Genomic DNA, 12,738 nt, shown 5'->3' on the forward strand with positions numbered 1-12,738 from the left:
AGGAATATTTAAAGAACTGTTCTTTTATTTGGATTATAATTCAGTTTTCTGAATTTATCAATTATTATCAAATATTGTTTGTAAATTTTGTTAAATATAGATAAAATTACATTCTTTTTTTCGATTTTTGGAAGATACCTATTGATTTATGGAACACTTTAATAGAAAATATAAATAAGTAAATCAGGAGGTGCAGGTATGACCTACCATATTCTTATTATTACTTCAAGATATTTAGTTAGATATATGAAAGACACTTTAAAGAAACCACCAGAAAATGTCAGTTTTCGTTTCGTGGAGTATGAAAAATTCACGGATTTAAAAGCAATTTATCTGGAAAATGAATCTTGGGCAGATGGTATTCTTACCACTGGAATCGTCGTTCAGACTGTATTAGAGCGTGCTATTGACAAACCTCTCAAGCCAATTCTTTCTCTTGATACAGATAATGAAAGCTTTTACAGAATTCCCCTGACATTGCTGATTGAGAACCGTTCATTGGATCCTGAACGGATTATTTTTGATGTTTTCGTAAATGTAGAACCGCGGGCATCTGTCCTAAGTCTTCTGGATAATAAAAGCATCATGGATACATTCCCAGACTTTTCTCACTGGCTTTCTGTTGCTACACTGGAAGAACTATACACTGTAGAAGATTCTACTCTGAAACATATTCAAAAGTTATGGGAACAAGATCAGATTGATCTGGTGATCTGTCGTTACAGCAGTCTGGTACCACGCTTAAAAGATTTACATATTCCTTGTGTCTTCGCGTCAGGAACCGATGAATATGTTCGCGATGTTCTGCAACATCTGCTGGCCAAGATAAAAATCGAGAAAATAACTGCTCATGCTCCTGCTGTCATTTCCATTTCTCCAAAGGAAACCAAAGACCGCATCTGGTCAGAGCGCTTAGAGATTTCTTTGCAAAAAGCATTGATGGATTTTGCACATAAGAATGACCTGGATTTTATCCTGCAAAAACGGCGTGAAAAAACTCTGGTCCTTACAGAAAAAGCGGTTCTGTCTTACATCACTGCGGACTTTAAACAGAACCTTCTTGCGATTTATCTGAATGATTCTATTGATTTTAACCTGAATATCTCCTATGGCATTGGTAATACCGTAGAAGAAGCCATAACCAATTCGCAGACTGCCCTGGTCTCGTCCGGAATCTCAGGCGATTCCTTTCTAGTGGACGAAGACCAGAAACTGATTGGTCCTCTGGATGCCGACAACCGTACTATCGCCAGTACAATCATCACCCCACAGATGCAAGAAATTGCCAAGCAATCCTCCCTGTCAACCATGACAATCCATCGCCTTACACGGCTCTTAATATTGCTTGGAAAACGCGAAATCACCAGCACAGATCTGGCTGAAAACTTCCACATCTCTCTGCGGGGTGCCAATCGGATTCTTCAAAAGTTGGAAGACTGCGGAGTGGCAACGACCTCCTTCCAAAAATCCAGTCACATGCGCGGCCGTCCCACCAAGATTTATACCATCAACCTATAATTGGGGACGGAGGAAAATCAAAAAACCTCCGTCCCCTCCTTTACAACCATTTTCAGATTCAACTCTGAATCCAGCAATACAACGTTTCCTTTTTTCCCTGGCGTAATTGAACCATAATTTTCGTATTCTCCCAAGGCTTTTGCCGGATTCATTGTTGCACAGGCAACTGCTGTCTCTAATGGAATTCCCATCTTTTTCACTACTGTTCTCATGCAGTCCAGGAGATTGGTTGCGGAACCTGCCAGTGCACCGTCCGATACGAGCGTTGCCCGATTACCGACCACATCAACTTCTAACCCACCCAAAGTATAACGTCCATCCGGCATGCCGGTCGCACGCATACTGTCGCTGATCAGAATCATTCTGTCTGCGCCGAGCATCTGGAATGTCGCACGAACAACAGATGGATGGATATGCACACCATCGCAGATCAATTCTGCATTGACATGCTTGTTGTCTGCCACTGCTCCGATAACACCTGGAGCACGATGAGTAAATGATGGCATGGCGTTGTACAGATGTACAGCGTGATTTGCTCCTGCCTGAAATGCATCCATAGCAGTATCGTAATCAGCATTCGTATGTGCCAAAGAGATATGGACTTTGTCCTTCATCTGCTGAATAAAATGTACCGATTCTTCACTGCATTCTGGCGCGATTCCGACGAATTTCACCAGTCCTTCCGACGCGTCCAGAAATCTCTGACAGATATCCGAATCACATGGGATGATATTCCGCTCGTCCTGTGCCCCTTTTTTGGTCGGACTGATAAATGGTCCTTCCATATTGATTCCAATCAGATCTGCGCCCTGTGTTCCACTTTCTTCTGCTTCCTTTTTGTAGGATGCTGCAACTGCAAGGATTCTCTCCAGCTCTTCCACCGGAAGCGTCATCGTTGCCGGTGCAATAGCTGTTACTCCAATGGAAGCCTCATACTTTGCAATTTCTGCAATTGCTTCTTTGGTGCCATCACAGAAATCGTACCCTTTACATCCGTGAAAATGTAGATCGATCAACCCCGGGATAGCATAGCTCCCCTGTCCATCAATCACTTCATCCAAATCACCCTCCAGATTCCTCAGTGAATCCACATTCACCGGAGATGTTTCAGATATAATAATCTTATCAAATACCCCATCTTTGATATAGATTATCCCATCAGAAAAAGTCTTTTCCTCCGTATACACCTTTACATTTTTAATAATCATGCTGTTCCTCCCACTAAATTATAATGATTGAATATTTTGATGCATCTTGCTTCCTTCTTCTAATGCACGCAAAGTGTTATCATGAAGAATTTCTTTCTCAAATTTATCTTGTTCCACATAATAGGAATAGATAATATCAAGCATAACCAGAATCGGGAACTGCGGTGATATTACATTTCCATGATTCAGATGCCGCAAGGATGGCAGAAGCACTACCTCATCACAAAATTCATCAAAGATCCCTTTATTCTTGGCCGTCAAAAGTACCGTCTTAGCCCCTCTTTTGTGTGCCTCATACAAAAGATACAAGACATCTTCCTTTTCACCACTGATACTGATTCCAAATACCAAACTCCGTTTGTCCTGAAATACCGCCTGCATCCTCATCAAATCAGAATCCCGAATCGAATCAATGTCTACACCGATTCTCATAAAACGCAGTTCCATCTCACCGCCAGCAAGACCAGAACTCCCCTTGCCACATACGAAGACTCGTTCCGCCTGATTCAAATATCTGCTGATTCTGGCAATCTGAGCCTCATTCACCAGATTGTAAGTCTTATTCAGAAGCTCTTGATATGCATTCAATACCATTCTCGTATTTCCCGTCATGGATTCCTGCTTTTCAACAAATGTCTCTTCATACTGATACACAAACTCTCGATAGCCCCGATAGCCACATTTCTTAGCAAAGCGTGAGAGCGATGCCTCCGAGACATATAACCGTTCTGCAATTGCTTTCGCAGAAAAATCTACCTTCTTACGATTATAAATGAAAAAGTCTGCAATCGTCTTTTCCACAGTTGTAAAGTTATCATAATTTGATTCTATGATTGGAACTACAGATTTTACATAGTATTCCATTGTATCTTCACCCTTTATCTCCTATGACAATTTTGAAAATGATAAAATGCCCCCAACATACCTGCGTCATTTCTATGTTTTGCAAATGCAATCTTTGTGTGAGCAGCAATACTTGGAATTAAATACCAACTCACGGCATCTTCAATCTTCTTTCTCAGGAACTCTTCCTGTGCCATAATTCCACCGCCCAGTACGACGATCTCCGGATTAATCACATAACAAACATTCGCGATGCCTTGTCCCAATACATCCACCATTTCATTGATTGCTTTGTTACACAGTTCATCCCCTTTTTTTGCTTCTTCAAAAATATGATAACCGTTCCAGTTTTCTTCCGGTTCATTCTTCCACTCTGCCACTTTTCTCGTCAATATGCTGGCAGCACCCATTGTTTGAAAATCACTGCCTGCCATATGCATATAACCAATCTCGCAGGCACTGTTACTGAATCCATGGTAAATCTCGCCATTTAATACAATGCAGCCCCCAATCCCTGTTCCGACTGTCAACATCAGTGCACTATGACATCCTTTCGATGCACCAGACATATATTCTGCAAGTCCGGCACAATTCACATCATTTTCCACTTCACAGGGAATTCCGAATTTCCGTTCCATAGTTTCTTTAAATTTGGTTCCCGCGTATCTGGGGATCAGAGGTGCTGAATAGAATATCTCACCCTTAACCGTATCGACCATACCTGCAGTGGAGATACAGATGCCGCTAATCTCTTCTCTCTTCAAAAATCCTTCCACAATCCTGACAGCTTTTTCAAGAATAGACGCTCCACCTTTATAAGCCTCTGTCTTTTGTTCACTCCGGGCAAGAATAACTCCTTCTTCACTGATAAGCCCATATTTCATCGCAGTACCGCCGATATCTATACTTACATATTTTTTTATCATTTTGCTGGCTTTTGTCCTTTCATTATAATATATTCTTTTTCATTGCGCAATCTACGGCTGAGCAGTTACTACAAAAAGGCAAATCCTGGATTCTTCTCCGATTTGCCTTTTGTAAATATTATATTAATACTTTAAAAATAGCTTTTTTAATCGTTTCTGGTCCATCCACGGCAACCGCAGTACGATGTCCGTCACTTGGATAACAGATCAGGAAATCGCCATCCTGTAAGATAACCGATGCTTTCTTTTCCCCTTCTAACGGAAGGAAATCATCCTTTTCCACGAATTCCTTCTGCTCCATATTCTGAATAAAGTTCAGATCAATCTGCTCCGTTCCATGGATCATCACATGTACATCCAGATATTTTTTATGTGCTTCCCAAAAACGCTCCTCTGGTGTAGTTGTAGTATATTCTACTACGTTTACAAAGAAACGTTCTCCGTCAATTTCATGGCTCCCTTTCTCATATACCGCCATGTCATGCTCCATTACATATACGAAGCATTCTTTGATCTTCTCTTCCAGACAAGAAAACTCTTCCATATTATGAATATTTCCGTATATCATCTCAACTTCTCCTTTTATTTTGAAGTGTAAATGGTTGTGTACTTCGCAGGCTCAGAAGTATCTCCTTTCACCTTTCTCCAGATCATACTTGCAGGAATTCCTACTACCAGAGATACTGCAATTGAGATAATGGAGTATGACCAGATAGTAACATCTTCTGCCGGTACAAAATATTTTATTCCTACCATGACTGCGGATGCTGCAATAAATGCCAGTGTTGCCCCAAATGTATTTGCCACTTTTGTAAATGCTCCAAGGATAAATGTTCCTATCAGAATTCCAAGTACCAGTCCCATAAATCCGTTGAACCATTCATATGCAGACTTCACGCCGCCATTTGCAAGTACCATAGATACTACGATTGCAAAAATACCAACAATCAGGGATACATATTGACCAATCTTGGTCTGTTTCTCAAAACTCAATTCCTTCTTAGACAAACGTGCCTGAATATCCAGCGTCCAGCTTGCTGCCACAGAGTTCAGTCCTGTAGACAATGTGGACTGTGCTGCTGCGTAGATGGCAGCCAGAAGAAGTCCTGTGAATCCCACCGGAAGTTCAAATGCAATGTAAGATGCAAAGATCTGATCCTGTGCTGCTGCCGGCGGTAATGCATTCTGCTGATAGAATACGTATAATCCAGTACCAATCAGATAGAATACAGTTGCAATGAAGATAGATAATCCACCATTTGTCAGCATCATCTTATTTAACTTCTTCGTATCCGTGGTTGTTGTAAAACGCTGTACAATATCCTGACTTGATACATAAGATCCCATGGTATTAAATCCGGCTCCGACGATCATAATAAACACACTGTCTTTTAGGATATTCGGATTGAAGATTGGCTGATCTACTGCCAGGAACTTATGCTCTGTTGCAAAAGCATGGAAGATTGCTCCAATTCCTCCATCAATATGTGCTAACAGGAAGAACAGCGAAAAAGTTACACCGATCAATAACACAGAACCCTGGATAAAGTCTGTCCAAAGTACTGATTTCAATCCACCTGTATAGGAATAAATGATTGCGATAATTCCCATGATTACAATCAGCAGATTTACATTAATGCCCGTCAGACTGGAAAGTACCATACATGGCAGGTACATGATAATAGACATACGCCCTACCTGATAAATGATGAACATCACAGCCCCTAACACACGCAGTCCTTTACTTCCAAATCTTAATTCCAGATAATGGTATGCGGTATCAATATCCAGTTTACTGTAAATTGGCAAGAAGAACTTAATGGTAAGTGGAATTGCCAGAAGCATTCCAAGCTGAGCAAACCACATGATCCATGTCCCTGCATATGAATTTCCTGCCAGTGACAGGAAGGATATCGGACTTAACAACGTTGCGAAGATAGAAACAGAAGTTACCCACCACGGTACCGTTCCATCTCCCTTAAAATATTCTTTTCCCTTCATCTCCCTTTTGGCGAAATGAAGTCCTGCTAACAATACTGCTGCCAGATACACAATCAAGATCACCAAATCTATTACTGTAAAACCTTGCATTCTATTCTCTCCTCCTATATTCTCATTCGTGTCTGATTTTGATATTTTTTATGCGAGATACGCTTCTTTTGCATCGCGAATCATCTTTGCAGCCTCTTCAACGATTGCCATATCAGACTCAATCAGTGCCGGCAATGGTTCTCTGACTCCTCCGAGTTCCAGTCCTTCATTAATCTTAAGAATTGCCTTGATCACGCCATACATATTGCCATGGCCTGAGCACATCTTATAGATAATTGCATCTACAGCATATTGAATCTCTCTTGCTTTCTCCATATCTCCTGCCTTTACATACTCGTCCATCTTAAGGAATAACTCTGGCATAACACCATATGTTCCGCCGATAGCGCCCTCTGCTCCGATAACACGTCCACTGATAAACTGCTCATCTGGACCATTAAAGACGATATAATCTTCTCCTGCTGCCTGTTTGAACATCTGAATATCCTGCACTGGCATAGATGAATTCTTTACACCAATGACTCTTGGATTCTTCCTCATCTCTGCAAACAATCCCATCGTAAGTGCTACTCCTGCAAGCTGCGGAATATTATAGATGACAAAGTCTGTATTTGGTGCTGCCAAACTGATATCATTCCAGTACTGTGCAATCGCATATTCAGGAAGATGGAAATAAATCGGAGGAATTGCCGCAATTGCATCTACCCCAAGGCTCTCTGCATGTCTTGCAAGCTCCATACTGTCTTTGGTATTGTTGCACGCCACATGGGCAATGACTGTCAATTTCCCTTCTGCTGCTTTCATCACATTTTCCAGGACAATCTTACGATCTTCCACGCTCTGGTAAATACATTCTCCGGAAGACCCGTTAACATATACGCCCTTTACCCCTTTTTCTACGAAATATCTTGTCAGAGCCTGCACTCCTTCTGGGCTGATATTTCCCTCCTTGTCATAACATGCATAAAATGCCGGAATGACTCCTTTGTACTTGTCAAGATTTTTCATGATTCTTTCTCCTTTTCTTTTTATTATTCTTGTTTTATGTGAAAAATATTAAGCCCGCTTTTCTATTCCAGTGCCTCAGCAAATGATCTTGTAATCAATTGTGGTCTTGTAATGATAGAACCAACCACTACACTGAATGCTCCCAACTCAATAACTCTTTTTGCTTTCTCTGGAGTGTTGATATTACCTTCTGCAATCACACGATGTTTTACCTGTGCCACAATTTTTCTTAAGATTTCAAAATCATTTGCTTCGATTCTATCTCCCTTGCTCTGTTCTGTATATCCGACCATCGTAGTTCCGATAAAATCAAATCCAAGCTCATCTGCATGAATTGCTTCCTCCACAGTTGAACAATCTGCCATTAGAAGCTGATCCGGATATTTCTCCCTAATCTGATAATAAAATTCATCCAATGTAACATTTCCCGGTCGAAGTGCCTCTGTCGCATCAATCGCAATAATCTCTGGCTTCACTTCCATTAACTCCTCAATCTCTTTCATTGTTGGAGTGATGTACACCTTACTGTCGTCATAATCTCTTTTTACAATTCCAATAATCGGAAGATCGACCTGAGTCTGTATTTCTTGTATGTCTTCTTTTGTATTCGCGCGAATTCCCACAGCACCGCCTTCTTTCGCTGCAACCGCCATTCTTCCCATAATAAAAGAAGAATGTAACGGTTCATGCGGTAATGCCTGACATGATACGATCAATTTGCCTTTTATCTGTTCTATACACTCTTTCATCTTCGTTCTCCTTCCTTTGTTTGCCTTGCTGAAACCAAGTATACCAACTCCGTTTTTATTTTCAATAGCATCTCCATGTTCTGAAAGTTCTTTCATATTTTTCAAAACAGGGGTGATTTTTAGCCAATTTTGGTAGTACTCAATTAGTGAAATTGCACAATTTCAGGTTGTTTCTTTCCATTTGTGAAAGTAACTTCAATTCCACGCATTTCCCTTGAAAAGTACAGGATGATTGTTATACTGAACACAAAAGATATGAACTATTCAAAGAAAGGGATAAAAACTATGATTATTTACAGAGCAAAAGATTATCAAGACATGAGCCGTAAAGCTGCAAATATTATTTCTGCACAGATTATTATGAAACCCAACTGTGTACTGGGACTTGCCACCGGTTCTTCACCTGTAGGAACTTATCGCCAATTGATTGAGTGGTATAACAAAGGAGACCTTGACTTTTCCCATGTAACCAGCATCAATCTGGACGAATATAAAGGTCTCTCCCCCGAAAATGACCAGAGCTATCGCTATTTTATGAACACGAATCTATTCAATCATGTAAACATTGACAAAGCTCACACTTTCGTTCCCAATGGACTTGAGGTCAATTCAGAGAAGGCTTGTACTGATTACAATCATATAATTGCCACATCCGGTGGTATTGATCTACAGCTTCTGGGGCTTGGGCACAATGGTCATATCGGCTTCAATGAACCAGGCGCTGCTTTTGAACGTGAAACACACTGCGTAGACTTGACAGAAAGTACCATAGAAGCCAACAAGCGTTTCTTTGCTTCTGAGGAAGAAGTACCACGCCAAGCATACACCATGGGAATCAAAAATATTATGCAGGCAAAAAAGATCCTGGTCATCGTAAGCGGCGCTGACAAGGCCCAGATACTCGAAAAAGTACTCCACGGCCCAATCACTCCGGAAGTGCCAGCCTCCATCCTCCAGCTCCACAACGATGTAACCATCGTAGCTGACGAAGCCGCTCTCTCCTGCCTCACTGAATTAGCGTAAAAAAATAGCAGAAGCATCGTAATCAATTACAATGCTTCTGCTATTTTTTATTATTCTTTCGTTACTTTCCGTCGATGATATATTATCAATATTGTTGACACAACCACAATCACTCCGGCCAGGATCTGTGATACTGGTAATCCCACTACCGGAAGCAGTAACTGGTCTGTTCTCAGACCCTCAATCCAGACTCTTCCCAGTCCATATCCCAGAAGATACACCAGGAATACTTCCCCGTCAAATTTTTTATGCTTTCGGTACAGCAACATTATGATCAGAACCATCATACACCAAAGTGACTCATACAAATAAGTCGGATGAACCTGGATATAAGATACACCATCCACAGTCTCCATGTGCTCTCTCATCAATTCCGTAATATCAGAACTTCTGACTGCATCCACTGGAAGCCGCATCGCTAACAGGCTATCCGTATATTCTCCAAAAGCCTCCCGGTTAAAGAAGTTTCCCCATCGTCCGATCATCTGTCCTGCCACAAGTCCAAGACCTGCAGTATCCATAAGCAGTGGTGCCGATAACTTCTTGATCCTTGCAAAAATCAAGACCGTTATAACTGCTGCAATCACACCTCCATAGATTGCAAGACCACCCTGACGAATATTCAATATACTTAACAGGTCGTCTTTATACATATCCCAGGAAAAAATAACATAATATGCTCTGGCACCTATGATTGCAAAAATCACTGCATAGATTGCCAGATCATAGTAATCTTCTTCCTTTTGACCTGTCCGCTTTGCCTCTGCAACTGCGATAAGCAGACCGACCAGAATGCCAATACCAATAATAATGCCATAGTATGCAATATCGAATCCAAATACTGTAATATGATCCCCAACGGATTCCAAGTGGATCCCAATATTCGGAAAATCTATTGTTTTATGCATTTTTCATTCTTCCTTCCTTATACGTTAAAACGGAATAACATAATGTCTCCGTCTTTTACAACGTAATCTTTTCCTTCCAGTCTGATCAGTCCTTTTTCTTTTGCTGCATTATGACTGCCGCAAGCAATCAGATCATCATAGGATACTACTTCAGCACGAATAAATCCTCGTTCAAAATCGGAATGAATCTTTCCTGCTGCCTGAGGTGCTTTGGTTCCATTTTTAATCGTCCATGCACGCACTTCTGGTTCACCTGCAGTCAGGTAACTAATCAGCCCCAGTAATTTATAGCTGGCTTTAATTAATTTTTCAAGGCCAGATTCCGTTAATCCCAGATCTTCCAGGAACATCTTCTTCTCATCATCTTCTAATTCAGCAATTTCCTGCTCAATCTGTGCACACACAACGAACACTTCGCTCTGTTCTTCCTTCGCATATTCACGGACAGCTTCTACTCCGGCATTAGAAGCACCGTCATCTGCCAGATCATCTTCTGCAACATTTGCAGCATAGATGACTGGTTTATATGTCAACAGATTATATCCTGCAAGCCATTCTTCTTCCTCTTCATCACATACATCGTCAAATGTCTTCGCAAGTTTTCCTTCTTCCAGGTGTACCTTAATCTTCTCCAACAATGCCAATTCCTTTGCTGCAGCTTTATCATTTCTTGCAACCTTTGTTGTCTTGGCAATTCTACGTTCCAGTATCTCCAGATCAGAGAAAATTAATTCCAGATTGATGGTCTCAATATCACGTAATGGATTGATACTTCCATCTACATGAACAATATTGCTGTCTTCAAAACATCTCACTACATGGACAATTGCATCAACTTCACGAATATTGGCAAGAAACTGGTTCCCAAGTCCCTCTCCTTTGGAAGCACCCTTTACTAATCCTGCAATATCAACGAACTCAATTGCAGCCGGTATGATTTTCTTGGTATGATACATCTCTCCCAGTACATTTAATCTTTCATCAGGCACAGTTACAACGCCGACATTTGGATCAATGGTACAGAATGGATAGTTTGCAGATTCTGCTCCGGCTTTTGTCAATGAATTGAACAACGTACTTTTCCCTACGTTTGGTAATCCTACGATTCCTAATTTCATCTATCTCGTCCTCTCTTCTTGTTCTCTATTCTCACGAATACACAATAGTGTATCACTTTTACTCACGCTTGTCACGGGTCTGCATCAAGATTACATTTCCCGCCGGGAAACTGATTACAACTTCATCAACATCTTCTGCGATCTGATTGCTGACACAGAGACTATTACAAGGCGAAAGCGTATGATTACGCAATGGATATTTGGCTCCTTCGATATTAAATCCAAAAACCTCTTCTCCTAATGGAAATACAGAAAAATATGGACCGAATGCCTCTTCCTTCTTCAAATGCGTCTCTCCATCTCCAATCAGGCGGATTAGATTCTGACTGTCTATAATCTTCGCATCGATCCCTGCCTTAAACGGAATCATAAGGCTCTGTACATTCGCCCACAGATGATCGATTCTGCCTCCTGTAGCTCCAAGGATTATCAGCTCGCTGCATCCAAGGGTCATCGCCAGTCTGATAGCAATCTCAGTATCGGACGCATCCTTAACTGGATTATATTCGCGAATCGGTACATTCGTTTCATTCCGGTAATAGTCACCGATTTCTTTCTTCACACTGTCAAAATCTCCCACAATATAGCTTGGCATGATCTGATGTAGATAAAGAAATTCCATTCCCTTGTCTACAGCAATGATACATTCCCCTTCCTGCTCTCTCAGAATAGAAAGAGCAAAATTCTCATTCAGTTCTCCCCCACTCACAATTACAATTCTCTTACTCATAACTATTCAGTATCTCCATAAAATCTTTGGTATTCTTCTCTGGATCTCCCTTAAACACAGCTGACCCTGCAACAATGATATTCGCTCCCGCATCTAACACATCCCGTACATTTGCCAGGCAGATCCCCCCATCCACCTGAATATCCACGGATAATCCACGTTCTGCTATCATAGCACGGATCTTACGTATTTTCTCTAATGATTCCGGAATAAATTTCTGTCCTCCGAATCCCGGATGAACGCTCATCACCAATATCATATCTATTTCTGATAAATACGGCAGAACCATCTCTGCATCTGTCTCCGGGCAAATAGACAAACCAACTTTCATCCCACATTCATGAATGGTTGTAATCGTTGCCTCTACATCTTCACATGCCTCCAGATGAATCGTCACAAGATCCGCACCCGCTTTTTGAAAAGCCTCAATATAACGAATCGGTTCCTGTACCATCAAATGCACATCCATCAACTGATTCGTTGCATTATGAATCGATGCAAGCACTGGCATCCCAAAAGATATACTGGGTACAAACATTCCATCCATTACATCAAAGTGCAGATATCTGGCACCGTTTTCTGCTGTCTTCTGCATTTCCTGGCCCAACACCTTGAAATCTGCCGACAAAATTGATGGAGCTAATATATAGTCCAT

The 12,738-nt window shown here is 41.2% G+C and carries 13 protein-coding genes; 2 read left to right on the plus strand and 11 right to left on the minus strand.

Annotation, left to right across the window (positions count from 1 at the left end; genetic code table 11):
- The first annotated feature begins 198 nt into the window (after window positions 1–198).
- Window positions 199–1,518: a hypothetical protein gene (locus ACQRBH_RS10240; RefSeq protein WP_427761548.1), complete on the plus strand. Its 1,320-nt coding sequence runs from the start codon at window positions 199–201 to the stop codon at window positions 1,516–1,518.
- 17 nt (window positions 1,519–1,535) lie between these two features.
- On the opposite strand, the gene nagA is transcribed toward ACQRBH_RS10240, so the two are convergent.
- The 7 genes from nagA to ACQRBH_RS10275 form a co-directional block, all read right to left on the minus strand.
- Entirely contained in the window at window positions 1,536–2,726 is a 1,191-nt protein-coding gene (gene nagA, locus ACQRBH_RS10245) for an N-acetylglucosamine-6-phosphate deacetylase (protein WP_427761549.1), read from the minus strand.
- Window positions 2,727–2,744: 18 nt separating this feature from the next.
- The gene (locus tag ACQRBH_RS10250; protein WP_427743495.1) at window positions 2,745–3,590 is read right to left on the minus strand and encodes a MurR/RpiR family transcriptional regulator; all 846 of its coding nucleotides are present in this window, start codon (window positions 3,588–3,590) and stop codon (window positions 2,745–2,747) included.
- A gap of 14 nt (window positions 3,591–3,604) precedes the next feature.
- A complete protein-coding gene (locus ACQRBH_RS10255) occupies window positions 3,605–4,492 on the minus strand; it encodes an ROK family protein (protein WP_427761586.1) in 888 nt (295 codons plus the stop codon).
- A 121-nt stretch (window positions 4,493–4,613) separates the two neighbouring features.
- Entirely contained in the window at window positions 4,614–5,063 is a 450-nt protein-coding gene (locus tag ACQRBH_RS10260) for a YhcH/YjgK/YiaL family protein (protein ID WP_347376100.1), read from the minus strand.
- A 14-nt stretch (window positions 5,064–5,077) separates the two neighbouring features.
- Complete coding sequence (locus ACQRBH_RS10265) at window positions 5,078–6,586, minus strand: sodium:solute symporter (protein WP_427761550.1); 1,509 nt, start codon at window positions 6,584–6,586, stop codon at window positions 5,078–5,080.
- Window positions 6,587–6,634: 48 nt separating this feature from the next.
- Window positions 6,635–7,555: a dihydrodipicolinate synthase family protein gene (locus tag ACQRBH_RS10270; RefSeq protein WP_347376102.1), complete on the minus strand. Its 921-nt coding sequence runs from the start codon at window positions 7,553–7,555 to the stop codon at window positions 6,635–6,637.
- 62 nt (window positions 7,556–7,617) lie between these two features.
- Entirely contained in the window at window positions 7,618–8,304 is a 687-nt protein-coding gene (locus ACQRBH_RS10275; RefSeq protein ID WP_427761551.1) for an N-acetylmannosamine-6-phosphate 2-epimerase, read from the minus strand.
- Window positions 8,305–8,589: 285 nt separating this feature from the next.
- Here ACQRBH_RS10275 and nagB point away from each other — a divergent pair, with 285 nt between their 5' ends.
- Window positions 8,590–9,327 (plus strand): glucosamine-6-phosphate deaminase, encoded by a 738-nt coding sequence (gene nagB / locus ACQRBH_RS10280; protein WP_427761552.1) that lies wholly within the window; start codon window positions 8,590–8,592, stop codon window positions 9,325–9,327.
- Window positions 9,328–9,377: 50 nt separating this feature from the next.
- Here the strand turns inward: nagB and lgt are convergent, their stop codons facing one another.
- From lgt to rpe, 4 genes are read right to left on the minus strand one after another with little or no spacing between them, the layout of a single operon-like run.
- The gene (gene lgt / locus ACQRBH_RS10285) at window positions 9,378–10,235 is read right to left on the minus strand and encodes a prolipoprotein diacylglyceryl transferase (protein WP_427761553.1); all 858 of its coding nucleotides are present in this window, start codon (window positions 10,233–10,235) and stop codon (window positions 9,378–9,380) included.
- A gap of 17 nt (window positions 10,236–10,252) precedes the next feature.
- Window positions 10,253–11,353 (minus strand): redox-regulated ATPase YchF, encoded by a 1,101-nt coding sequence (ychF, locus tag ACQRBH_RS10290; protein WP_427761554.1) that lies wholly within the window; start codon window positions 11,351–11,353, stop codon window positions 10,253–10,255.
- A gap of 58 nt (window positions 11,354–11,411) precedes the next feature.
- Complete coding sequence (locus ACQRBH_RS10295; RefSeq protein WP_235233940.1) at window positions 11,412–12,083, minus strand: thiamine diphosphokinase; 672 nt, start codon at window positions 12,081–12,083, stop codon at window positions 11,412–11,414.
- Window positions 12,076–12,738 carry a ribulose-phosphate 3-epimerase gene (gene rpe, locus ACQRBH_RS10300; protein WP_427761556.1) on the minus strand — a complete coding sequence of 221 codons (663 nt, stop codon included), beginning with the start codon at window positions 12,736–12,738 and terminating at the stop codon, window positions 12,076–12,078. The genes ACQRBH_RS10295 and rpe overlap by 8 nt, the downstream gene beginning before the upstream one ends.

The organism is Bariatricus sp. SGI.161, assembly GCF_050313695.1.
In the GTDB taxonomy this organism is placed as follows: domain Bacteria; phylum Bacillota; class Clostridia; order Lachnospirales; family Lachnospiraceae; genus JAFBIX01.

Excerpts from the sequence above, each read along its gene's own strand:
- ACQRBH_RS10260 (WP_347376100.1), bottom strand. The coding sequence starts at position 5,063 with ATGATATACGGAAATATTCATAATATGGAAGAGTTTTCTTGTCTGGAA.
- lgt (WP_427761553.1), bottom strand. The coding sequence starts at position 10,235 with ATGCATAAAACAATAGATTTTCCGAATATTGGGATCCACTTGGAATCC.
- ACQRBH_RS10275 (WP_427761551.1), bottom strand. The coding sequence starts at position 8,304 with ATGAAAGAGTGTATAGAACAGATAAAAGGCAAATTGATCGTATCATGT.
- ACQRBH_RS10270 (WP_347376102.1), bottom strand. The coding sequence starts at position 7,555 with ATGAAAAATCTTGACAAGTACAAAGGAGTCATTCCGGCATTTTATGCA.
- nagA (WP_427761549.1), bottom strand. The coding sequence starts at position 2,726 with ATGATTATTAAAAATGTAAAGGTGTATACGGAGGAAAAGACTTTTTCT.
- ACQRBH_RS10295 (WP_235233940.1), bottom strand. The coding sequence starts at position 12,083 with ATGAGTAAGAGAATTGTAATTGTGAGTGGGGGAGAACTGAATGAGAAT.
- ychF (WP_427761554.1), bottom strand. The coding sequence starts at position 11,353 with ATGAAATTAGGAATCGTAGGATTACCAAACGTAGGGAAAAGTACGTTG.
- nagB (WP_427761552.1), top strand. The coding sequence starts at position 8,590 with ATGATTATTTACAGAGCAAAAGATTATCAAGACATGAGCCGTAAAGCT.
- ACQRBH_RS10240 (WP_427761548.1), top strand. The coding sequence starts at position 199 with ATGACCTACCATATTCTTATTATTACTTCAAGATATTTAGTTAGATAT.
- rpe (WP_427761556.1), bottom strand. The coding sequence starts at position 12,738 with ATGGACTATATATTAGCTCCATCAATTTTGTCGGCAGATTTCAAGGTG.
- ACQRBH_RS10265 (WP_427761550.1), bottom strand. The coding sequence starts at position 6,586 with ATGCAAGGTTTTACAGTAATAGATTTGGTGATCTTGATTGTGTATCTG.
- ACQRBH_RS10250 (WP_427743495.1), bottom strand. The coding sequence starts at position 3,590 with ATGGAATACTATGTAAAATCTGTAGTTCCAATCATAGAATCAAATTAT.